Source organism: Dechloromonas sp. TW-R-39-2, from assembly GCF_016864195.1.
GTDB lineage: Bacteria > Pseudomonadota > Gammaproteobacteria > Burkholderiales > Rhodocyclaceae > Azonexus.
Map to the genome: position 1 here is coordinate 2,572,805 of NZ_CP045202.1, position 23,334 is coordinate 2,596,138.

Consider the following 23,334-nt stretch of genomic DNA (forward strand, 5'->3'; position numbering starts at 1 on the left):
TACCACACTGTACCTGCACGACGTCAGATCGACTGATCGACCCGCTCACGTAATTCCTTCCCTGCCTTGAAATGGGGAACCCATTTGGCAGGAACACTGACCTTATCCCCCGATTTGGGGTTACGGCCGGTGCGTGGGGGCCGGTAGTTGAGCGCAAAGCTGCCGAATCCGCGGATCTCGATACGATCCCCGCGCACAAGTGCGTCGGACATCGCATCGAGAATCATCTTGACCGCAAAATCAGCATCCTTCGCCACCAACTGCGGAAAACGCTCCGCCAGTCGGGCGATGAGCTCGGATTTGGTCATGCCTTGAACCTATCAGCCTTGCTGGTTGAGCTTGGCCTTCAGCAGGGCGCCCAGGTTGGTCGTACCGGAAGCAGCGGAGTTCGACTCTGCAGAGAATTTCTGCATTGCTTCGTGCTGTTCGGCTTGATCCTTGGCCTTGACGGACAGGTTGATACCACGGGTCTTGCGATCCACGTTGATGATCATGACTTCAACCTCGTCACCCACCTTGAGGTGCTGCGACAGGTCGTCGATACGATCACGGGAGAACTCGGAAGCGCGCAGGTAACCTTCGTTCTCGCCATCCAGCGTCATCACGGCGCCGCGGGCATCAACCGTCTTGACGGTAGCGCGCACGATGCTGTTCTTTTCGTGGGTAGCAATGAAGTTGGTGTACGGATCGCCTTCGAGCTGCTTGATGCCGAGGGAGATGCGTTCCTTCTCGACATCAATGCCGAGAACGACGGCTTCAACTTCGTCACCCTTCTTGAAGTTGCGGATGGCTTCTTCGCCGGTCGCAGACCAGGAGAGGTCGGACAGGTGAACCAGACCATCGATGCCACCAGGCAGACCGATGAAGATACCGAAGTCGGTGATGGACTTGATAGCGCCCTTGACCTTGTCACCCTTCTTCTGGTTCATCGCGAAATCGTCCCACGGATTCGGCAGGCACTGCTTCATGCCGAGGGAGATACGGCGACGCTCTTCGTCGATTTCGAGGATCATGACTTCGACTTCATCACCCAGGGAAACAACCTTGGACGGATGAACGTTCTTGTTGGTCCAATCCATTTCGGAAACGTGAACCAGACCTTCGATGCCTTGTTCGATTTCAACGAATGAACCGTAGTCGGTCAGGTTGGTGACCTTGCCGAACAGGCGGGTACCAGCCGGGTAACGGCGGGCAATACCAACCCACGGATCGTCGCCCAGTTGCTTCATGCCCAAGGAGACGCGGTTCTTTTCTGCGTCGAACTTGAGGATCTTGGCGGTCACTTCGTCGCCCACGGCCAGAACTTCGGACGGGTGACGGACACGGCGCCAGGCCAGGTCGGTGATGTGCAGCAGGCCATCGATACCGCCGAGGTCGACGAACGCACCGTAATCGGTGATGTTCTTGACGATACCCTTGACGACAGTACCTTCCTTGAGGTTCTCGAGGAGCTTTTCGCGATCCTTGTCAGCGGTAGCTTCGAGCACGGCACGACGGGACATCACGACGTTGTTGCGCTTGCGATCGAGCTTGATGACCTTGAATTCGAGGGTCTTGCCTTCGTACGGGGTCGTGTCCTTGACCGGACGCATGTCGACCAGCGAACCCGGCAGGAATGCGCGGACGCCGTTGGACATGACGGTGAGGCCGCCCTTGACCTTGCCGGTGATGGTGCCGGTGACCAGGGAGTTGTCGTTCAGGGCCTGTTCCAGGAAGTTCCAGGCGGCGATACGCTTGGCGCGGTCGCGCGACAGGCGGGTTGCGCCGTAGCCGTCTTCCAGCATTTCGATTGCGACCTGGACGAAATCGCCAACGGCAACTTCCAGTTCGCCCTGATCGTTCAGGAATTCTTCGAGCGGAACATACGACTCGGATTTCAGGCCGGCATTGACCACAACGAAGTTGTGATCGATGAGCACCACTTCTGCAGTGATGACTTCGCCTTGACGCATTTCCTGGCGAGCCAGGGATTCTTCAAATAGTTGAGCAAAAGATTCCATTGACGGAGAGAACTTTCATGCTGCTGCGAACCGTGAAATCCACAGCGGGTTAGGGTTAAAACAAGCTACCGGCCAGGGCGGCCGGCAACACTTTACAACGAAGCTTTCCTGCTCCAATCCAGCACCTGCGTCACCGCCTGTTCGATGGTGAGCCCGGTGGTGTCGAGCAATTCGGCATCCGCCTCCTGCCTGAGCGGAGCCACGCTGCGCTGAGAATCGCGCTCGTCACGTTGCCGCAGGTCTTGCAGAAGGTCCGTGAGATTAGCAGAGAATCCTTTTTCCTTCAACTGCTTATAGCGACGATCAGCCCTCGCTTCGGCACTGGCGGTCAGGAAGACCTTGAGCCTGGCCCGGGGGAAAATGACCGACCCCATGTCGCGCCCGTCGCCAACCAGACCGGGGACTTTGTTGAAAACCCGCTGACGGAACAACAATGCAGCACGCACGGCAGGCAGCGCCGCAACCTTGGAGGCTCCGGCAGAAATTTCCTCGGTACGAATGCTGTCGCCAACCAACTGGCCATTCAGCGTGATATCTGACTCGAAAAACTCGACATCGAGCGCAGCAGCTATCGCAGCCACCCCCACCTCGTCAGCCCAGTCAACGCCGGCTTGACGTGCAGCCAGCGCGGTCAGGCGGTAAAGCGCCCCCGAGTCGAGATAGGCATAACCCAGTGCCGCTGCAACACGACCGGCAACAGTGCCCTTGCCCGAAGCCGATGGGCCATCGATGGCGATCACTGGCGCGGCCTGGCTGACCGTAGCAAAACGCTCGAAATAATCCGGGAAGGTTTTGGCAACGCATTTCGGATCATTGATCCGCAAGGGCGTACCGAAAGCGGCGAGCGAGAAACACATCGCCATGCGGTGGTCATCGTAAGTATCGATCGCCGCCGGCTTGAGTGTCGCGGGTGTAACGCGGATAAAGTCCTCGCCCTCTTCCACAACAGCGCCCAGTTTGCGCAACTCGGTGGCCATCGCGGCAATCCGGTCTGTTTCCTTGACTCGCCAGCTGGCAATGTTGCGCAAAGTGGTCGTACCTTTGGCGAACAGCGCTGCAGTAGCCAAGGTCATCGCGGCATCGGGAATATGGTTGCAATCAAGGTCGACCGCGACAAGCCCGGATTTCGGCGCCTTGGCCGTCATCCAATTCGGCCCCATGTCGATCTCCGCCCCCATCCGGGCAAGCGCCTCGGCAAATTTAACATCGCCCTGAATGGAGTCGGCGCCAACTCCCTCAACTCGAACAGGGCCACCACCAATTGCCCCCAGCGCCAGGAAATAGGAGGCCGATGAGGCATCGCCTTCGACATAAACCGTACCGGGAGAAATATAGCGACTACCGGCCGGCACGGTGAAACGCTGCCAGCCTTCACGCTGCACATGAACGCCGAAGCGCGCCATGATGGCCAGCGTGATTTCGATATACGGCTTGGAAATCAGCTCCCCGACCACGTCGACCGTGGCAGCCTCGCCAGTCAGCGGCAAAGCCATCAGCAGGCCAGTCAGGAACTGACTGGAAACGTCGCCACGCACCTTGACCACACCGCCGGGCTGGATATTGGCCGGTTTAAGATGTAGCGGCGGATAACCGTCATTGCCGAGATAGGTGACGTCGGCGCCCAACTGACGTAGGCCATCGACCAGATCACCGATCGGCCGCTCATGCATCCGGGCGACACCTTTCAGTATGTAGTCCCCGCCAGCCAACGCCAGCGCCGCAGTCAACGGGCGGAATGCCGTACCGGCATTACCCAGAAACAACTCGGCCTGCTTGACAGGAATGCGCCCTGCGCAACCTTTGATCAGCCAGTTTTCACCGTCCAGGTGGGTCGCACCGACACCAAGGATTTTCAGGGCATCGAGCATGCGCTCGGTATCGTCCGAAGCCAGCAAGTCACGCACCTCGGTTTCACCCTCTGCCAGCGCAGCAAGCAGGAGAACCCGGTTGGAGATGCTCTTTGAACCGGGGAGACGAACGGTACCGGCGGCGGAAATCAGTTGGGGAAGATCGAGGAATTCCATGATGACTCTGTTTATAACGCTGACAAAAACCCTGCTATCCCCTCAAAAGGCAGCAGAAGGAAAGGCGTGGCCTATATTGCGGCGCACGCCTTGACTCATTACATTTGCGGGAGATACTCCGGCACAAAATATTGCAGGCGCACCTTCAGAAGCCGCTCATCCTCAGGCTGACGGCCAGCCACCCAGTCAAGCAACTCCGCCTGCCAAACAGGCCCAGGCGACACCTCCGCCTGACCTACCCTCAATTTGGGATGCGGTGTAGCCAGTGTGCACTCGTTGTCCGTCAACAACTCTTCGTACAATTTCTCCCCTGGCCGCAAACCGGTAAAGACAATCTTGATTTCGTCATCCGAAAATCCGCTCAGGCGAATCATGTCCTTGGCCAAATCGGCGATACGGATCGGCTCACCCATTTCAAGAACAAAAATTTCGCCGCCCTGCCCCATTAAACCAGCCTGCAGGACAAGTTGCGCCGCTTCAGGGATCAGCATGAAGTAGCGAATTATGTCTGGATGCGTCACCGTGACCGGCCCGCCCCTGGCAATCTGCTCACGAAATTTTGGAATCACGGAGCCATTGCTACCCAAAACATTGCCGAAACGAACTGTGATGAAACGCGTGCTGCAATTCTGATCGAAGCCAGCCAGAACGCGCTCGGCAAGACGCTTGGTGGCTCCCATGACATTGGTCGGATTAACCGCTTTGTCGGTCGAGATCAGAACAAATTTTTCGACGCCATAACGGATTGATGTTTCAGCCAAACAACGCGAACCACCGACATTGTTACGCACCGCCTCCCAAGCATTGCCACTTTCCATCAAAGGGACATGCTTGTAAGCAGCGGCATGAAAAACAACTGCCGGCTTGTAGGCGGCAAAAACGCCATCAAGCCGGGCGGCATCTTTCACATCCCCCACAACACAGGCAATCCTGATTTCGGGGAAAAGCGAGGAAAACTCCTGTTCGATCTGATAGAGGGCAAATTCGGAAAGTTCAAACAAGACCAGCAAACTCGGCTGAAAAGAGGCAATCTGGCGCGCCAGTTCTGAACCAATCGACCCCCCGGCACCGGTGACCAGTACGTGACGCCCACCGAGCAAGCCGCGCAGCCCTTCATCATCCAGCAATACAGGTTCCCGCCCCAGCAAATCTTCCAGTTGAACCTGACGCATTTGTGAAACAGCCACATTACCGGCCAGCATATCGTTCAGACTGGGCACCGTCAGGACTGCCAAACCGGCTTGTACAGCAGCTTCCATCGCAACCCTGCGCTCATGCGCACCTGCCTCCGGCATCGCCACGATGGCTCGCCGTACCTCCAGTTTCTCAGACCACAGCGCAACGTCCTTGACTGGGCCGAGGATGCGAACCCCTCTGAGTTCATTGCCAGCACGTCTTGGCGTATCGTCGAGCAAACCAACGACACGCCAGTCGTCAGAATGCGCCAATTCGCGCAACAAACGCTCAGCCGCATCACCAGCACCAAGAACAAGTACCGGCTCCCCACCCAAGGCGAGGTGACCGTACAGCATACGATCTTTCCAGGCACGGTAGATAAACCGACTCCCCCCCATGACGACAACCAGCAAAATCGGATGCAGTACAAAAACAGACCGGGGGATGAAGGGGAAGCCCAATAGTTGAACGGCGGCAGCGACAGCAATTGCGGCCATCCCGACCGCCATGATGATACGCCGCAAGTCCATTACGCTGGCATATCTCCAGATACCACGATACAGACCCATCATCCAGTAAATCGGGACATGCAAACAGGCAAGTACAGGCAGGGAAAGCAACGCTCCACGCATGAAATCCGGCGGAACATCAAGATTGAATCGAAGCCAGTACGAGGCATACCAGCACAGCACCAATGCCGCGACGTCATGAAGACAGGCGAGCAGGCGCCGGGCACCCCCCGAAAAATGGAATGAGGACAAGTTAATGACTCAGCAAGAGATCATGAAACGCGTATTTTACGCGAACAGTTCATGACTTGGACTGATCTGCCGCAAGGCACATGACTTCAGCAACGACCTCGGCAACCAACGCCATCTCGCGGGTACCAAGTGTAGGATGGATCAAGAAACACAAACTGGTATTACTCAGCTCATGGGCAATATGCAATGGCTGGGCAGGTCCCCAGCCTCGTTCGAGGAACGCTTTTTCACGATAGATCTCGCTACACGACCCCACCGAGCACGGGACGCCGCGTAACTCGATTTCCGCCATCACCCGGTCACGTGACCAGCCGGGAAGCAGTTGCTCGGGAAGCACAAACGCATAGAATTTATACCATGCATGCTCGACCGACTCCGGTGGGACGGGGATTCGCAAACCCTGCACCCGGCTTAGTGCTGCAGTCAAATAGCCGGCATTTGCTTTACGCTGTGCCTGCCAACCGGGTAGGCGACGTAACTGAATCCGGCCCAGTGCCGACTGCATTTCAGTCAAACGCCAATTGGTCCCAAAAGATTCAGTCAGCCAGCGAAAACCGGGAGGATGTTGACGGTGATAAACCGCTTCATGACTGCGCCCGATATCTTTGTAAGCCCAGGCCCGTGACCAGGCAGTTTCGTCATCAAGCGCGAGTACTCCCCCCTCACCGCCCGTCGTAATGATCTTGTCCTGACAAAAAGAGAAAGCGGCCGCATGCCCAAAGCTGCCAACCGGCTTACCTTTAAAAAAGGCGCCATGCGCTTGAGCACAATCCTCAATGACGATCAGGCCATGCTGGTCGGCAAAGGCCATGATTTCATCCATGGCACATGGCCAGCCGGCCAAATGCACAACAACAATCGCACGTGTCTTCGGCGTCAGAACTGCACTGATCGTTTCAATAGTCAGCACCTGACTGTCACGGTCAACATCCGCCACGACAGGAATTGCACCGCGCATGACGGCGCAACTGGCAGAGGCAATGTAAGTCCTTGAGGGCACGATGACCTCTGCCCCTTCACCGATGCCAAATGCTTCCAGCGCGAGTTCCAGGGCCAGCGTTCCATTGGCCACGGCAATCACATGCCGGCGACCGAGATAGGCCGCATACTCCTGCTCGAAAAGACGGGATTCTTCTCCAGTCCAATAATTGACCTTGCCTGAGCGAAGTACGGTTGTCACAGCCGAAATCTGCTCATCATCATAAAAAGGCCAGGGGGCGGCCAATGCCTGCCGAATGCGATCTTTCGTTTCCAACTTGCTACCTATACCTTTTCATGCCAACCGGCATTCTGCTTATTGATGACCCGGTTGGTTCCGCCAACCACCGTTTCATTGTCGGGGACATCCCTGATCACCGTAGTTCCTGCTCCGGCCATCGACCATTTCCCCAAACTAACACCAGGAATGATTGTCACACTGGCCCCCAACTCGGCACCCTCACCCAGCCTGACGGCACCACACAAACAACTCATAGGTGCAATCGTACAAAAATCAGCAATCTGACAATCATGCGAGACAACCGCACCGGTATTGACGATGACGTGCCGACCTATTTTGACGTCCGCCGTCAGAATGGCCCCAGCAGAAACCATACACCCCGGCTCCAGGATGACCGAATTACCAACCTGTGCAGACGGATGAATCAGCGTTGCAAACTCTGCCGATTCCTGCAAAAGAAGTTCATTCACTACCCTGCGCCTGACCGCAGGTGAACCAATGGCAACCACCATGTGGCACGTTTTTCCACGTAGCCAGGCCATTCCGCCCAAAACTGGGCAGCCGGCAACCTCAGTCGAGCGCGCAAAGTCGTCAATAAAACCAAGGAAATTCCAGGTTGGAGAAACCCGGTTGATCGCCAGGATGCTTTGATGCACCTCACGCGCATGACCACCTGCGCCGACAATGACGAGGTCTTTCATGGAGTTTTCTCCGTGTTTCCCATGAATTCCGGCATTGTCACATGCCCAGTGGCGCTCACACCACTGCTTACAAATACCTTTTTCACCGTTATCAGGAGAATGCGGAGATCAAGCCAGAAAGAATGGTGATCAACATACCAGACATCAAGATCAAATCGCTTTTCCCAAGAAATGGCATTGCGGCCATTCACCTGAGCCCATCCGGTAATACCCGGCCTCACCTCATGACGGCGAGCCTGATGGTTCGAATAACGTGACAAATATTGCATTAACAATGGCCGAGGCCCAACCAGGCTCATATCACCCACCAGCACATTCCACAATTGCGGCAGCTCATCCAGACTCAGCTTGCGTATTGTTTTCCCGAATCCACCAAGGCGAATCTCGTCCGGCAAAAGCTCTCCGTTGGCATCGCACGCATTGCTCATGGTTCTAAACTTGTAAAGCATGAATGGTTTGCCATGCAACCCCGGGCGCTGCTGTCTGAAGAAAACAGGACTGCCCAAACGCAACCTGATCATGAGGGCTACAAGCAAGATGAGTGGCAGCAGAATAATTACTGCAACAGAAACCAGAACAAAATCAAACAGGCGCTTCATGCTTTATCTCCAGCCTGCCATTCAAATAATCAAGCAGTGCAGCAGTTACTCTCTCTGACGAAAATTCATTCACGACTCGCTCACGAGCTGCAAGTGCATATTGTTGACGTTGCTCGGCAGAAGCAATCAACACCTTGAGCCCGTCCGACAACTCATCAACTTTCCGTGGTGCATGCAAGATGCCCGTTTTTCCATCCAGCACGGCATCGGTCAAACCATAAATTCTCGATGCAACAGCGGGCACACCAACTGCTGCAGCCTCGATAATGACCGAGCCAAATCCTTCTCGATAGCTGGGTAAGCAAAAAACATCCGCTGCAGCCATATATTTTTCGGGCAGGGGCGTGTAATCAACAAAATGCAGGCGATCCAGATTCAAGGCACAAATCTGACGAATATCCTCCCGCAATGCACCTTCATCCGGCCCCACAAAAAGAAGATGTGCAGCCGGACACTCCCCCGCAATCGCGTCGAATGCCCGCGCTAGGTCGAGAACCCCCTTATCCGTATTCAGACGACCAAGAAATAGCAAAATCACATTGTCGTCATTGAGGCTCAATTGCCGACGAATTTCCTCCCTGGCCAGAAAATCTGGTTTGAATCTCTGCAAATCAACGCCACTAATCGACCCGCTGGCCAAAACACAGGATTTTTTCCCTGAAACGATGCCCTCGGCAATCAGGAATTGGCGCTGTGTTTCGCTATCAACGAGAATATCCGTCGCAAGCCAGGCAATCAGCCTGTCCATGAACTTAAGCACTTGACGCATTGGACCATGCCTGGTGACCCAGACCTGTCCGGTAAAGAAGTGAATGCGGACAGGGATGCCGGCCAAAAATCCAGCCAGCATGGACAGCAAGCCAGCCTTTGGTGTTACCGAGACAATTCCATCAAAGTGCTGCCGCCTGAAATGTGAAAACAACTCAAGACATGCCTTGAGATCTGCCAGCAGGTTAATCGGACGAACGATGGAAACAGGCTGGAGACGCCCCGAAACACCTTCACGTGCAAGGAGTTCGCGGTCGTTGGTATTAGCCATCACCGTCAATTCAAATTTTTCCCCGATTGCCACAAGGTGCTTTACGAGAAAAGCCTTGACCGTCATATCAGCCGATACCACAAATGCAAGGCTACGTTTCATTTCCTCTCCTTGCCGGCGCCATAAAGCACCAGGCCATCATGAAAATCTTTATCTGACACGAAGCAGGACCTTGGCAAACCAGGAAAAAACGCCGCTGTCAGCAAGCGTACAAAACAAATACATCATCGACCTAAGCCTGAAAAGACGCCGTGCATTCAATACCGTCAGCTCCGCCAATTCGACATCGGCCGACAATGATGCTCGCACCGAATGCTTGGACAGCCAAAAAAACAGGACGACAGACTCAAGCCATTTGCCCATCTTGTTGCCGGCAAAATATTTGGTTAAAACAGTCAATTCCCACGCCGATATATTGCGATAGTTTTTTGAAAGCCCTGTCGGATTGACATAGTAGGCATACAAAGGAAGCTGCAGCTTGATCACTTTGACCTTGGCATCAAGAAGCCGTAGCCAAAGATCGAAATCTTCGCAGGAACGAAGCTTGGCATCGTATCCACCATGCTTCAAAAGCAACTCCCGCCGAATCATCAACGCGGCCCCCGTTAACCTGTTGCGGAAAAGCAAGGAGCTGCTTTTCTGAAAAACAGTAACGGACAAAGGAAGCGATTGCCTTGCCTCAAAGACACATGGTCCCGGCTGATTGAAAAGACTGACGCTGCACGTAACAGCGACAGGAAAATCACTTTCCAAAAGAGCTAACTGGCGCTTTATTTTTTCCGGATGCAACTGATCGTCAGCATCGAGAAATGAAACAACATCACTTTTTGCAGCACGCAATCCGTTATTTCGCGTCGCAGCAAGCCCTTCATTCCTCGGGTTTACCAAATACATTACTTCAGGATAACGTCTGATGACGCTCTCTATCGCCTCCGTTTCGGGCGAGGCATCATTGACAACTATGATTTCGTCGACACGGTGAGACTGCGCCAAAACCGAATCAATCGCCCAGCCCAGGGTTGCCGCATCGCGAAAACACGGGATGATGACGGCAACGGTTGTCACTTGCCCACCAGCCCGAGAGCACGACATTTTGTCTTGATCGACATTTTCCGTACTCACCCCAACATAAGATGTTTTGCGAAACGGTAGGTATAACGGAGCGAGTTTCTGCCAATCGCCGCTTTGAATACCTGAACGAATCCGCTCAGTTTTGCCCGACTCCCAATGGCCAGCAAAATCCGCCTGCAATACATCAATTCGCAAAGCAACAAGAGGCGTGTTGCCCGTTCCATTTTCAACCGGTACCTGAAATAAATCCGCCGGCGTCCGCTATAAGTTGATTTTGGGTTGCTGGTAATACGCACACCGGAATGTGGGATATAGCGAACCAATGCCTGGTTGCTGACAACAATTTCCCCCTGTCCATACAACTTCAGCCACAAATCCCAGTCCTGACCGCTGCGCAATTTGGGATCAAAACCACCGATCGCGAGCAGCGCAGCCTTGCTGGTCAGGCACATGGACGCACCGCCCAGGTGATTCGAGCGTAGCAGTTGTTGCTCATCCAGCGGCGCGACAACCCGGACTGCTCGTTTGCCAAAAAAAGGGAATTCTGCGACAAACCCGCAGGAGACAGCAGAAACGCCTGGCTTGGCAAGTAGCATCGAAAGCTGGACGTCCAGTTTTTCAGGTACCCAGACATCATCATCATCAAGAAATGCAATGTAGTCGCCCGTCGCCTCGGCTATTCCACAATTTCTGGCTCCGCCACCGCCCTGCGCAAATTCATTACGTACCACTTTTACCCTGGGGTCACTCAGGGCAAGGTCTTGAAGGTAAGCGGGGGTGTCGTCACTTGAGGCATCATCGACGACCACAATTTCAATATTTGGCCATGTTTGGGCGTAGACCGAAGCAATCGCACGGGCCAGTCGCTCACGACGATTATGCGTTGGAATGACAACGCTGATCATGGGGTGACTAGTGTGCGACATGGGTTTGGTACCAAACGGAAAAACAGTACAAAGAAAAAACCTCTGTTGCCCAGAAAGCGTTGCTCTCTTCAGCCCCGGCTTTCCAAAGACTTTCCGGGTCAAGTCCGTGCAATGCCGGAATTGCTCTGGCCGCCATCGTCTGCTCACGGAAGTGCTCGCGATTACCCTGTATCCAACTTCTCACTGGACCGGAAAACCCCTGTTTGCGTGCAGAGAAGGTTCTTTCATCAAGTTGGCCTGCAGCCATCCGACGCATCAGGCAGCGCGTATCAGGAGATGTCGGGCGAGCATGCAGCGAAGGATCGAGACTGAAGCTGGCTGTCAGCAAATCAATATCAAGCAGCGGCACCCGTCCCTCAACGGTGTGTGCCATGGTCAACTGGTCAAGAAGCATCAAAAGCAGATCCGGCAAATAAACCTGCAGGTCGAACTGCATGTTTTCATAAAGCTCGGCAACCTGAGCTGCCGGCCTTGGGAAAACACGGCCGGTCAAATTATCGAGAAACCCAAGAAATGCCTTGCGGTCCGCAAAAAAGTTCTCGGCGAACCCTGCCGAGCCTCCGGTATAGAACATCATGTCCAGCGAGGCATGGGCCAGTCGTTTGCCAAACACGGTTCCGGACAACAAGCCCGCTCCCAAGCCTTGGCGAATGCTGCGCGGCACTTGAAAAAACAGCTTTCGGCGCGCGTTGACCGCGACATAACGCGAGTAACCGCCAAAAACCTCATCGCCACCGGTTCCGCTCAAGAGTACCTTGACACCATCGTTCGCGGCCATCTCGGAAAGGCAATAAGTCGGCACCATCGCGCTATCGGCAACCGGTTCGCTCATGCTGGCGATCGCCCGATCCAGCATGCCAATGACTTCGGAACCATTGATGATGCGTTCGTGATGTGTTGTACCGTAACGCTCTGCCATCGACTTGGCGACAGGCAACTCACTGGATTGAGCTGCGGCGTCAAAGCCAACGCTGTAAGTATGCAGTGGCCCTGCCGTGCTGCGTGCGGCCGAAGCGACGATCATGCCGCTATCGAATCCCCCCGACAAAAAAGCGCCAACCGGCACATCGCTTTGCAATTGGGAGGCGACAGCCTTGTCGAGCAATACCTGCATCTCCTCGGCTGCAGCTGTCGCTGAAACATGCTTGGTCCCGGCAACAGGCAATTGCCAGTAAGACTGGATCTCGTGGCGACCATCACATCCGATTTCCAGCCATTGTCCCGGCAACAACTTCTCGACATCGGCAAAGATACTCATCCGGCGCGGCACGTACATCGACAAGAAATAACATGCCACGGCATCAGCGTTGAGTGAATCCTGCGCCGGGTGAATCAATGCCTTGGACTCGGATGAAAACCTGAAACCAGTTTTATCCAGCCGATAGTAGAACGGCTTGATCCCGATCTGGTCACGCGCACAAAACAAGGTTTGGCGATCCTCGTTCCAGACCGCAAAAGCAAACATGCCGTTGAAACGTGCCAGACAGGACTTGCCCCAGGTTTCATAGGCAACCAGCACGACTTCCGTATCCGAATCAGTCCTGAACACCTTGCCAAGACTGCGCAACTCCCGCCGCAAAGCCTGGTAGTTGTACAACTCGCCGTTGTAGACAATCCATGTCCGGCCGTCGGTCGAGCGCATGGGTTGGGCCGAATGTGCCGCCAGGTCGATGATCGACAAACGTCGATGGCCTAGCGCAATGCCCGGATAGCGGGAAACCCCATCACCGCCCTCGCCGCCGACAACGACAGCTGCACTGTCACGTCCACGATGGGCGATCGCATCAGTCAGGGCGACAATATCCGGACGAGCAACCGGCAAGCCACCAAAATTCAGGATGCCCGCTATGCCGCACATGGAATAACCTTGAAATGACTTGAAATCGTACAAGGCAGATCAATCCTGCCTTTCATCGTCAGCATGCGCGCGGGCATTACTTCGCCATACCCTTTCGAGAAGGGATAGTCCTGCCAGCTCAATGTCGCCCCTTTGATATCCGACAGGACTTCCAGACACAAGCCTTCGCCCTGCACCAAGCCATCGCCGACTTGCGCAAAGCCAGGTGGGAAATGCCAGTAAATTTCGATGTCGACCGCGACATTTCCACTAATTTGATCGCGCACAGTCAAGCCATCGGCAACCATCCGAACATCACGCTGATGCCCCTGCACCCCCGGTATGCGAGCGAATCCGGAGTGATCAATGGTAAAACCATCGACATCGACTCGAGCCTTGATCGCTGCTGCAGCATAAGTTGCGGGCAACCATAAGCCGGCATCAAGCAACGATTCCGAAAGCGGCGCGAGCGCATTGATCGTCAGGGTATTATGAGCCGCCGGACTGCATTGAAATTTTGCATCGTCGGTTTTTGCATAACTGCTGCGCCCGGCATCAACCAAAAGCAGGTGGCCTCGATGAACCCAGATGAAGCTAGCCAGATCCTGATGTCCGTGACTGGCATAGTCGAACGGAAAAACATCAGGTAGTGGACTGGCAACCAGACTGCAATCACCTCGCTGGACCATTGGCCAGCGATCACTCTCGACGAAGTTAGATTCGCTCCGCTCCAGCCGCTCAGGATAAAGCAAACGCAAACGCGCCACCGTCCAGCGCGGATGAGCATCCGGAGAGATATCACCGACATGCGTCGGCTGATCGCCCAGAACAGCAATTAACCTTGCGGTGGCTGAAGCAACTCGCTGCCCAAGGTTTTCCAGTTCGGCAAACGCGTCAGCCCCTAAGCCGCAACTTGCTTCCGTTCCACGCGAAAAATGCAGAACATCAAAAAGCCAGTTCGCAACGACAAATTGGTAGTGCGACGAACGTTCACGCAGATAGCCCGACTGACCAAAGAGCTCACGGCTCATTCTGGCAAAAATCTGCAGCCCCTCTACCAATATCGCCTGATTGGACAAGACATGTCCGGCAATCACTAAAGCTCGCGCGTTGTTCAACACATGGTTATTTGTCCGCGCCATTCCGTAGTACTCGAGGCGGCTGTCAATCCACTCAGCGGATGAGAGGAAAAAACCAGACAGCACTTCATCACTCACCAAGGAACGACAAGCCGGACGAGCAGCGAGCAAAACTGCCAGATTGGCAACCCGTTCACAACAGGAATAAGTTTCCCAGGCTGCCTCGGCCTTTTCGGGAGGGTTTTTCAGCCAGACAGAAACATCATTCAAGGCACCTGCTGCGGCCTCATCCCCGACAAGAAGAGCGGAGAGACAACTCCCCCAGCGATGCCGTGCAAGCAATGCTTCGGGGTCCGTCGAGCCAGGCAAAAAAGGCGAAGCAGGCAATGAAAACTTGGCTTCAATTGGCACATAGCCAGGGAAAACAGGGCTTTCAGGCAACGCAGCAGCTGGCCAACGCGATGATGACAGCCATTCAGGGCGCTGCTTCAAACCAAGGTGAGGCTGGCTCTGGCGACGCAGCGAGCGACTATTCGAAAATCGACGATAGACAAGCGAAACAAGCTGAATGGCGTAAGCCGGCCAATGCCACGGTCGACGCACGCTGGCATGCCGAAAATTGTTCCACTCACGAACATTGAAAAGACTCACTCGGTCATCCCGTAACGATCAGAACAGCTTCGAAAGGGCTTTTACGGGGAGTTCAATTACCCGCTTGCACAAAGCCACCGGCAAAAAAATCAAAGCAACCGGGTCCTGGCGGGCAACATTGCCAAAATGATGCGCAAAATTGATGATGCCGCTCGTTGATGGGCGAAGCAGATCGATCGCCCACAAATACATGACGTGCAAGCGATACTTGGCCCGCTCTGCAGTCGTCAATTGCTTGCTGCAAACCTGGCCAAGCAATAAACGGAAGAATTCATCATAGGTGACCCTTCCCTTGGTCGCGCTCCGGATTGTAGTCGTATGCTGACGGAATTTATTTAGCGGCTCAGCCACGTAACAAAAATCAAAATGATCGGCGATCCGGAAAAAAATATCCCAATCGGAACAAGCCTTGTAATCGTGAGATAAAAGACCGACACGATCAAAACATGCACGGCGAATCAGCGCGGCACTCAGGTTTGGAATGACGCATGAGTGAAGCAGAAAGCGCCGCATTTCCTCACGCTCGATCAAGGTATCTGTCGCACAGCGCTGCCTGAACGCCGGCTCACGAATGGCAAAATCATCCCCGGTCACGATGCCTTTTTCATCAACCATCAGACTTCGACAAAAAGCAACGCCAGCCGTTGGGTTGGCCTGCATGGCCAGAACCAGTTGTTCGACCATGCCAGGCAAACAGTCATCATCGCAATTAGCGAAAAGCACATACTCGCCGGTGGTTGTTTCCACCCCTTGATTACTGACTGTAACCCAGCCACCATTCGTTTCGCGCACCAACAACTTGACCTTGGGATGGGTCGTGTAGCGATTCAGAATTTCAACGCTATTGTCTGGGGAACGATCATCAATGACCAGAATCTCAATGCGCTGATAGGTCTGATTCACCAGACTATCCATGCGCTCCACGAGGTACTCGGCGTGGTTGTAGCTGGCAACAACAATGCTGACCAAACCCGGGGTTACTAACGTGCTCACTTGAACAAGCCCTTCTCTCTCAGTTCAGCCAGGCTATCCTCATACCGATCCTGCTGTATTTCCTCTTGCAGAACCCACTTCACGAAGCGCTGCAAGCCTTCTTCAACACTGACTTTTGGAACGAACCCTAAAACGTGCTGAATTTTTGTCAGATCAGCCACGTTATGGCGAATATCACCAACCCGGAACTGCCCGGAAACTGCAGTCGGCACTTCGTGCTTCAAAAGAACTTGCAAGGTCCTGGCAACGGTCACAACATCGGTCGGCACGCCCGAACCAACATTGAAAACATCGACAACTGGCTGCTCCAGTTCTATCCCGCGCACCGTGGCATCGATCACATCGTCAATAAAGACGAAATCACGACTTTCGAGTCCATCTTCAAAAATATTGATGCTCTTATCGTGACGGATCCGCGTCGAGAAAATTGAAAGAATCCCTGTATAAGGATTCGACAATGACTGCCCGGGTCCGTAAACATTCTGATACCGGAAAGCGAGAGCAGAAATACCCAGAGCCCGCCCCACGGTCAAAACCATCTGCTCCTGATTCAGCTTGGTAATGCCGTACACCGATGCGGGATTGACCGGGGTCGCTTCATCCGTCGGAAGCATCTCTGCGAACTGGAAGCAATGCGGGCAGCGAACGCCAAACTCCCCCTTTGCCATATCATCGGACTGACGGTTCCCCGGATACACATCCCCATGCACAGAACAACGATACTTGCCTTCACCGTAAACCGCTCGTGAAGAGGCGACAATCATTTTCTTCACAGGGAATGGCTCGTTGGCAATCAGGTCAAGCAACAGTGCCGTACCACCGATATTGACGTCAGAGTAATGGCGAATTGCGTACATCGACTGTCCGGTCCCTGTTTCAGCGGCAAGGTGGACAACCGTATCAATCCCGGGGAGGACGCGCTTGAGATCATCTTCACAGGTCACACTCCCCCGAACAAACTCCACCTTTCCCTGAATGGCACGGAACAGCGGGGACAACTCCGGATCCGCACCATGGATCTGCTCGGCAAGTGTATCTAGTACCCGTACCTTGTGGCCTCGTGCAAGTAACGCCAATGAAAGTCTGGAACCAATAAATCCAGCCCCGCCAGTAATCAGGATAGTTTGAGTCATTCAGTTACGTTTTTTTGCTGACAAGACGAAGCATTGGCTACTTTGCGCCATTGCTGCGTTGTGTGATCGTATTGCTTGATAACCACGGCAGGAGCACCTACCGCGACGGAATAATCTGGGATGTCGGAAGTTACCACAGCATTCGCACCGATCACACAGTTGCGGCCGACACTAGCACCGATGATGCAGGCATTCTCTCCGATCCAACTCCCCTCTCGAATCAGAACTCTATTTTTATAGCGCACTTTCTGATGCATGATCGGGGTCGAAACATCATCGAATGAATGAACATTGTCTGAGATGTAGACATTATTCGCAGTCAACACACAATCCTCTATGACAACATCCTTCACGGATGCAATATGATTGTTGTAACCCAAAACACAACCCGCGCCAATTACAAGACGCCCACTCTTTTCATCCTCAGGGCAACAGTAAAGCCACCCCCCCTCCTGAATAACCGTCGCACTACCTAAACTGATAAATTGAGCGCCATCAATGCGAAACGGACGACGCAACAAGGCTTGCTTACCACAAGCTGCCAAGTAGGGAGCCTGAAAAAAGCCGAACAATACCCGATTGACTCTCCCACGCAAACGACGCAAGAAACTTACACTCATTTGCCGTCCTCAATCGCTTTGAGGAATAACGTGGGATCAGAGAATAGTGGTGCCAGTTCAGCTAATTGCTCCACCTCAAATTCCCACCAGCGTGAAGCGCTAAGCCGCTGACATACCGTAGCGTCGAAACGCTGCCTAATGACCTTGGAAGGCACCCCGACTGCGATAGCATATGGTGGCACGTCCTTTGTAACGATGGCCCCCGCACCAATGACCGCGCCCTCACCCACGCTAACACCTGCGATGATCTTTGCTCCTTCGCCGATCCAAACATCAGCTCCAATCACAGTTCTGCCAAGACTGGACTCCCACAACACATCAGGTACAAACGAATAGGGCAACGGCTGGGTATTGTCATAAAACATGGGACTTGTGCTGACCATGGCAGTCGGATGGTTGACTAGCCCAACAGTGACATTAGCGGCGATAGAACAAAATGGTCCAACATCAGCACAGGAAAGCAAAGAGTTTTCTTGAACATAACTAAAAGCTCCCAGAGAAGCATGCATTAGCTTAGCTCCCTTAAAAAGCACGGAGTAACGCCCCAATGAAGATGCTGGATCAACGATTGCACCATAATGAATTACGCTACTTGGATAGCGGCGGCGCTGCCTAAACTGATAAATTCGGGCTCTGATAGCCGTTAAAAAAGAGTTAATCACTCTCGCTCTCCATACAACTCGTCTTAATCAGTTTCTTAACAAATGAAATATTGCGTTCTAGGTTTTTTCCATCAAGTGGGCCGATGTATTTTTCCATGACGGGCTTACTGAGGAATGAATCGAATCGGGTACTCCCGGAAAGAAAATCGATGATCGCCTGCTCGAGTTCTGGAACACTGGTGGTTGTGACAACTTCGGATTTACCGTCAAACGGCGGATCCATAATTTCCACGTCCTTTTTATGATAAACACAAGGAATACCCATGCAGGAAGCCTCAAACAGAGTTTGCGAGTAAATTGAAATGTAGAAATCAACTTGCTCAAGAACTGTTCGCATAGGAATTTCATCCTCAATGCGTATAACAACACCAGGAAAATACTCTTCAATAAATATTCTATAATCACCAACATATCCATTGGGCCGAACTTTTAAAACAACGTCGATTTCATTTCCCTGCTTTGCGACATTCGAAATAGCAGTAAGCACATCACTCAAAAATTCATACTCAACTGAGAGATAAGAATTCAAATCAACATTATTAAATCCAGAAGCTCCGATAGCAATATGAGTTAAGCTCCGATCTATTCTGCTATTTGGCGAGAAATCATAATAGCCATCCATTCTCGGATCCCCCAAACAAACAACATTATCCAACCCTTTAAAATAATTATCACGAATGCTAACAGAGTAAGAATTAATGAACGATGCATACTTCGCCTCATCGAGATATTCATTACTCAGAATTCCATTAATTATCATATAAGTCGGCACTGCCCGATTCTTTGCAACAGAATCGACCAGCATTGCAAGCTGTCCGACATTTCCGATGAGAACCACTAGCTTAAGGGGAAATCGATTTAGATAACGTATAACACAATCCAAATTTCGCAGAGTTGCTGGCAAAAGACTTCGAATACGCCTTTCAATTAGGCGAAAAGATGGCTCAGTAATATCAATTCCATTAGATAGAACTAGCCGCGCGCAACGACTCTGAATCCAACCATCCATTAGTTTATCAGCCAGCGGAATCAATTTTGAAACCCTGCCGTAGACTGGAATGGGCCTTTCACCCCAGAATTTGCGAAAACCAGATTTCGCAGAAAAATGTCCTTGCAAAACCTTTACCTCAGGGTCTGCCTGTAGTGCGTACATCAAAGCACGACTTGGATGGTACTCTTGCACGAAGATGCAATCTTGAGTTAAAAACCGACCAACGAGCGAATCTACCCAAGCCATAGCAACCCCTTGCAACGGGACTACCACATCACGAAGCACTTGCCGCCAAGTGCGAATTCGAAGGCGCTCATCCATCCATCGATGAATTGGAAAAAAATAGCGGGGTTTACCTGTTTTCAAAACTTTCTCAAGCACAGAAAAGGGCAACCCCATGTCCTGAAGCACTTCGAATATCAAATCCTGACCAGCTCCGACCCACAACGCTTCATACTGAATAGTACGCAACTGTTCCAAACACATTCGAGTACGAACATAGAAAGTAAAATCGTTCCATATCTCAATGCGAAAGCTAAAGCCAAAATCAACACCATTGTGATTAAATAAATCTTTCCCATTTTTATCGAAGTGCCAATCCCTAAAAAAATGGTACATAAGGAAATTATTTTCCTGCATAATCGCCTGGGAACACAGATGATCCAGGTAATAAGCCCTCCCGCCAAGTGCATCAATATCGTGCTTCAATCCAAAATCATAAGTCAACACCAAATCGCAAGCAGGATCATAGGCATCCTTGGCCGCCCCCCAACCTTCACGTGATTCGATGATAAATAACAGGCGGAAAATAGCCCCCGCCTCGATAATTTCATTTTGTTGACTAAGCATTTAACACTTTCTGAACACAGCCCCCTAGAATCCGACTGCATTTTTACCGCCCTGCCTACTTATTGCCGGGTGTATTATTTCGATTAAATAGCCCTAATGTTTTCGCTATAAATATAGAAATGTGAGCTTGATTCATCCCAAAAAAACCAGGCCACTTTATCAAAACCAGCAAGCATGCAAGCGTGTACACACACCCCGCAAAAACCAGACTAACCAAAAGAGAGATATTTGTTAATTCACCACCTCCCCATCGCACAAGCCAATGAGCCACGTACCCCAAACCACCTAGCAACATAATTATCGCCACTTGGTAACGCCACTGGAAAGCGACACCATAATGACGCGCAATAAACCAAGATTGAACATTCGTAAACAGTACGTTCAGTCCCACGGTCTTTAACGCTAAACCCAGCGCTCCCAACTCCACTCCCGGCACCACTGATCCATACACGGGGGCAACAAGAACGTATGAAATAGGCATGCCAACCAACAATCCAACAACACCAAGCCTCATATAGATACCGGTCTGCCCGGTCGCCATGAACAAGGTTGCGTTGATTTGCCCCATCGCTTGGTGTATCGGGTAAAAAAGCATGGCAAGCAGTGCCATCCAAGCTGACTGGTAGGCGCTACCCAATAACATGCGCACAAGCTCCTCCGCCCACGGCCCCAAAAAACACGATACGAATGCGGACAGAGATATCAAAAGCCGCGTCGCCTTTCGATGTAGCTCTATCACACGCTCTGTTTTACCCTGCGCATTGGCCTCGGCAATCTCTTTCCAGAGAATATTCATAATCGACGTCGTAGCTAACAGACTAATGGTCGAAAGCTGCGAAGCAATTTGATAAAAACCTTGCTGGCTGGCCCCACCGAAACGCTGGAGCAACCAGCGGTCCAACATTTCGTAACAAAACGAGAAAACAGCCATTACAATCATCGGACGGCAATAGGCCAGATAGTCGAGAAATGCTTTTCGTAGCGAACAGCTTTCACCATCAGAAACCAGGTTGCAGTGTGCTTGGCGAAGGGTCGCTGAAAGCCAGACTGTAGCAAGCAGATATTCGATAATAATTGCCCAGAGTACAATACGCACCGTCAGCCATCCCTCTAACATCATCAAGGAAACAACCACTAGGTGGGCGGCAATGACTGCTAAGCTACCGCTCTGAATACGAATTGTCTTGCGTACTGCTTCGTGCGCCTGGACAACAGTCTGCCATACCTGATTCTGCAAAAAAGTGGCCAATAGAGCCAAAATGATTATTTCGCGAGACTGCCCAAGCCAGAAGCCATCAACAACCCAGTCAGGGATAAGCACTACGACCAAGGCTGCTGACAGGACGAACTGAAATGCCAACCAAGCAAAATAGACTATGTAGTAACTACGGCCACGGTGCCGTTGGGCAATAAAGGTGTAGAAAGCGCTGGACGACCCAAGATCCAATAAGGCCCGAAGTGCCCAAAAGCTCCCAAGAAGGTAGGCTAGATTCCCATAGTCTGCAGGACCTAGCCCACGGGCAACAAGCAACCCTGCCAGCAAGCTAATTGCAGCTCGAGCCAGATTAGCTGCAACGGAAAAAAGAAAACGTCTCCTGACAGATGAAGGAGGCACTTTTAGCTCAGGAACGCTCAAAGGGAGAAACCGTCGTCAACCAGAAGATTCTGTCCCGTTATGTACCGCGATTCGTCGGATAACAGGAAGAGCAGCGCACCGACAATATCCCCAGGATCAAGCATACCCTTGGAAGCGCAATGAGCATTGTAGGCAGCCAAAAAATCACCGTGCTGATTGGCACGAATTCCACCAGGACTCAAACAGTTCACTCGGATTCCAGCCCCCTTAAAATACTGGGCAAAATAGCGAGTCAAATGTACAACTGCCGATTTGATAGCCGCATATTCGACCGGCATCGTCATCGGAGTACCTTCATACACCTCGAAACGAGGTGCTATTGAACCGTAGATGGAAGACATGTTGATTACATTCCCATGCCCCTGCGCCTTAAATACCATGCAGAACTGCTGGGCAACCAAAAAATAGCCACCAAGATGCAGGTTCACATTCTCGCAAAAATCGTCGTAGGTAACATTTTCAATCTTGCGTCCATAATTTTTGTTTCTCGGATAAGAATTATTGACTAAAGCATCTATCGTTCCATATCTACACTGCAGGTCATCAATCAGTGAGCCAATGGACGCCTTTTGAGTTATATCAAGGCTGGCTGCGTAAACTCGTGCCGGAAATTCACGATCCAGTTCAGCCACGAGCTTTTCTGCGGCTTGAATGTCGATGTCGGCAACAACAACTCGCCCCCCGTTTTCAGCGATGGCACGAACAAAACTTCGTCCGAGCAGGCCAGCCCCACCCGCTACGACAACAAGTGCATTATCCAGTGATTTCATTTAGCTATTCTTTATCTGCTTCAGAACCCGGGCTGGATTCCCTACTGCCACGGAAAACGCCGGAACATCGCGTGTCACGATCGAACCAGCTCCGACAACTGCATTCTCACCAACAGTAACACCTGGAAGGAGAATACTTCCGGCTCCAATCCAGGCACCCCGTTTAACGTTAATAGAGTCTTCGCTACTCGGCTTTGGGTAGCCTTGATGGATTATCGGTGTCGTCACATCGGAAAACTCATGATTGTTGGTGTAAAAATGAACTCCGGGACCAATCAACACATCGTCTTCGATAACAATGCCACCACCGCCCTCGGTCGGATCCGCGAAAAGGAAGGATCCCGGTCTGATAACAACATTACGCCCGATCATGATTTTCGAACAAGCCTCAGCGTAAGCGCCCGGCCTGAATTCTGCGCCATCACCAAAGGCCATGAATTTCTGGCAACACAGGGCCCGCATTGTACTTTTGAAATACAGGCGCCAGTGCGTTCCCAGCATATCAGGCCCAATACGGTCTGCATCGCACCAAAACCTGTATCGTATTACCAACTCTGCAAGCTTCATTCGATCCGGATTCTCCAAGTGGATTTCAGG

Annotated in this window: 20 protein-coding genes; all 20 read right to left on the minus strand. The window is 52.4% G+C overall.

Translation table 11 applies throughout. From position 1 onward, the window contains the following. Window positions 1-23: 23 nt before the first annotated feature. The 20 genes from GBK02_RS12470 to GBK02_RS12565 all read right to left on the minus strand — a co-directional run bounded on the left by GBK02_RS12470 (window position 24) and on the right by GBK02_RS12565 (window position 23,304). The gene (locus GBK02_RS12470) at window positions 24-308 is read right to left on the minus strand and encodes an integration host factor subunit beta (protein ID WP_119492172.1); all 285 of its coding nucleotides are present in this window, start codon (window positions 306-308) and stop codon (window positions 24-26) included. Between the two features lie 12 nt (window positions 309-320). Next, window positions 321-2,000 carry a 30S ribosomal protein S1 gene (gene rpsA / locus GBK02_RS12475; protein WP_203466970.1) on the minus strand — a complete coding sequence of 560 codons (1,680 nt, stop codon included), beginning with the start codon at window positions 1,998-2,000 and terminating at the stop codon, window positions 321-323. Between the two features lie 92 nt (window positions 2,001-2,092). Continuing rightward, window positions 2,093-4,024 carry a bifunctional 3-phosphoshikimate 1-carboxyvinyltransferase/cytidylate kinase gene (locus GBK02_RS12480; protein WP_203466971.1) on the minus strand — a complete coding sequence of 644 codons (1,932 nt, stop codon included), beginning with the start codon at window positions 4,022-4,024 and terminating at the stop codon, window positions 2,093-2,095. A gap of 98 nt (window positions 4,025-4,122) precedes the next feature. Beyond that, entirely contained in the window at window positions 4,123-5,961 is a 1,839-nt protein-coding gene (locus GBK02_RS12485) for a nucleoside-diphosphate sugar epimerase/dehydratase (RefSeq protein WP_239003014.1), read from the minus strand. A 49-nt stretch (window positions 5,962-6,010) separates the two neighbouring features. Then, window positions 6,011-7,216 carry a DegT/DnrJ/EryC1/StrS aminotransferase family protein gene (locus tag GBK02_RS12490; RefSeq protein WP_239003015.1) on the minus strand — a complete coding sequence of 402 codons (1,206 nt, stop codon included), beginning with the start codon at window positions 7,214-7,216 and terminating at the stop codon, window positions 6,011-6,013. A gap of 8 nt (window positions 7,217-7,224) precedes the next feature. After that, window positions 7,225-7,881, minus strand: coding sequence for an acetyltransferase (locus GBK02_RS12495; RefSeq protein WP_203466972.1), 657 nt, complete (start codon window positions 7,879-7,881; stop codon window positions 7,225-7,227). Next, window positions 7,878-8,480: a sugar transferase gene (locus GBK02_RS12500; protein ID WP_203466973.1), complete on the minus strand. Its 603-nt coding sequence runs from the start codon at window positions 8,478-8,480 to the stop codon at window positions 7,878-7,880. Before GBK02_RS12500 ends, GBK02_RS12495 begins: the two co-directional genes overlap by 4 nt. Next, on the minus strand, window positions 8,464-9,621 hold the full coding sequence (locus GBK02_RS12505) for a glycosyltransferase (protein WP_203466974.1): 1,158 nt from the start codon (window positions 9,619-9,621) through the stop codon (window positions 8,464-8,466). Before GBK02_RS12505 ends, GBK02_RS12500 begins: the two co-directional genes overlap by 17 nt. A gap of 48 nt (window positions 9,622-9,669) precedes the next feature. Then, complete coding sequence (locus tag GBK02_RS12510) at window positions 9,670-10,584, minus strand: glycosyltransferase family 2 protein (RefSeq protein ID WP_203466975.1); 915 nt, start codon at window positions 10,582-10,584, stop codon at window positions 9,670-9,672. Window positions 10,585-10,637: 53 nt separating this feature from the next. Then, complete coding sequence (locus GBK02_RS12515; RefSeq protein WP_203466976.1) at window positions 10,638-11,495, minus strand: glycosyltransferase family A protein; 858 nt, start codon at window positions 11,493-11,495, stop codon at window positions 10,638-10,640. A gap of 7 nt (window positions 11,496-11,502) precedes the next feature. Then, window positions 11,503-13,374, minus strand: a complete 1,872-nt coding sequence (asnB, locus tag GBK02_RS12520; protein WP_203466977.1) for an asparagine synthase (glutamine-hydrolyzing) — start codon at window positions 13,372-13,374, stop codon at window positions 11,503-11,505. Continuing rightward, entirely contained in the window at window positions 13,362-15,083 is a 1,722-nt protein-coding gene (locus GBK02_RS12525; protein WP_203466978.1) for a heparinase II/III family protein, read from the minus strand. The genes asnB and GBK02_RS12525 overlap by 13 nt, the downstream gene beginning before the upstream one ends. Before the next feature lie 18 nt (window positions 15,084-15,101). Further along, entirely contained in the window at window positions 15,102-16,076 is a 975-nt protein-coding gene (locus GBK02_RS12530) for a glycosyltransferase (RefSeq protein ID WP_203466979.1), read from the minus strand. Continuing rightward, window positions 16,073-17,209 (minus strand): NAD(P)-dependent oxidoreductase, encoded by a 1,137-nt coding sequence (locus GBK02_RS12535; protein WP_203466980.1) that lies wholly within the window; start codon window positions 17,207-17,209, stop codon window positions 16,073-16,075. Before GBK02_RS12535 ends, GBK02_RS12530 begins: the two co-directional genes overlap by 4 nt. After that, complete coding sequence (locus GBK02_RS16900; RefSeq protein WP_239003017.1) at window positions 17,206-17,829, minus strand: DapH/DapD/GlmU-related protein; 624 nt, start codon at window positions 17,827-17,829, stop codon at window positions 17,206-17,208. The genes GBK02_RS12535 and GBK02_RS16900 overlap by 4 nt, the downstream gene beginning before the upstream one ends. After that, on the minus strand, window positions 17,826-18,491 hold the full coding sequence (locus GBK02_RS17025) for a CatB-related O-acetyltransferase (protein WP_305852112.1): 666 nt from the start codon (window positions 18,489-18,491) through the stop codon (window positions 17,826-17,828). Before GBK02_RS17025 ends, GBK02_RS16900 begins: the two co-directional genes overlap by 4 nt. After that, window positions 18,484-20,331, minus strand: coding sequence for a hypothetical protein (locus tag GBK02_RS12550; RefSeq protein WP_203466981.1), 1,848 nt, complete (start codon window positions 20,329-20,331; stop codon window positions 18,484-18,486). Before GBK02_RS12550 ends, GBK02_RS17025 begins: the two co-directional genes overlap by 8 nt. A 55-nt stretch (window positions 20,332-20,386) precedes the next feature. Further along, window positions 20,387-21,967, minus strand: a complete 1,581-nt coding sequence (locus tag GBK02_RS12555) for a lipopolysaccharide biosynthesis protein (RefSeq protein WP_203466982.1) — start codon at window positions 21,965-21,967, stop codon at window positions 20,387-20,389. Then, window positions 21,964-22,737, minus strand: coding sequence for an oxidoreductase (locus GBK02_RS12560; protein ID WP_203466983.1), 774 nt, complete (start codon window positions 22,735-22,737; stop codon window positions 21,964-21,966). The genes GBK02_RS12555 and GBK02_RS12560 overlap by 4 nt, the downstream gene beginning before the upstream one ends. Then, window positions 22,738-23,304, minus strand: a complete 567-nt coding sequence (locus tag GBK02_RS12565) for a DapH/DapD/GlmU-related protein (RefSeq protein WP_203466984.1) — start codon at window positions 23,302-23,304, stop codon at window positions 22,738-22,740. Window positions 23,305-23,334 lie beyond the last annotated feature (30 nt).

Bases quoted from the DNA above. Each gene is read 5' to 3' on its own strand.
- GBK02_RS12470 (WP_119492172.1), bottom strand. From the start codon at position 308: ATGACCAAATCCGAGCTCATCGCCCGACTGGCGGAGCGTTTTCCGCAG.
- rpsA (WP_203466970.1), bottom strand. From the start codon at position 2,000: ATGGAATCTTTTGCTCAACTATTTGAAGAATCCCTGGCTCGCCAGGAA.
- GBK02_RS12480 (WP_203466971.1), bottom strand. From the start codon at position 4,024: ATGGAATTCCTCGATCTTCCCCAACTGATTTCCGCCGCCGGTACCGTT.
- GBK02_RS12495 (WP_203466972.1), bottom strand. From the start codon at position 7,881: ATGAAAGACCTCGTCATTGTCGGCGCAGGTGGTCATGCGCGTGAGGTG.
- GBK02_RS12500 (WP_203466973.1), bottom strand. From the start codon at position 8,480: ATGAAGCGCCTGTTTGATTTTGTTCTGGTTTCTGTTGCAGTAATTATT.
- GBK02_RS12505 (WP_203466974.1), bottom strand. From the start codon at position 9,621: ATGAAACGTAGCCTTGCATTTGTGGTATCGGCTGATATGACGGTCAAG.
- GBK02_RS12515 (WP_203466976.1), bottom strand. From the start codon at position 11,495: ATGATCAGCGTTGTCATTCCAACGCATAATCGTCGTGAGCGACTGGCC.
- asnB (WP_203466977.1), bottom strand. From the start codon at position 13,374: ATGTGCGGCATAGCGGGCATCCTGAATTTTGGTGGCTTGCCGGTTGCT.
- GBK02_RS12535 (WP_203466980.1), bottom strand. From the start codon at position 17,209: ATGACTCAAACTATCCTGATTACTGGCGGGGCTGGATTTATTGGTTCC.
- GBK02_RS16900 (WP_239003017.1), bottom strand. From the start codon at position 17,829: ATGAGTGTAAGTTTCTTGCGTCGTTTGCGTGGGAGAGTCAATCGGGTA.
- GBK02_RS12550 (WP_203466981.1), bottom strand. From the start codon at position 20,331: ATGCTTAGTCAACAAAATGAAATTATCGAGGCGGGGGCTATTTTCCGC.
- GBK02_RS12560 (WP_203466983.1), bottom strand. From the start codon at position 22,737: ATGAAATCACTGGATAATGCACTTGTTGTCGTAGCGGGTGGGGCTGGC.
- GBK02_RS12565 (WP_203466984.1), bottom strand. From the start codon at position 23,304: ATGAAGCTTGCAGAGTTGGTAATACGATACAGGTTTTGGTGCGATGCA.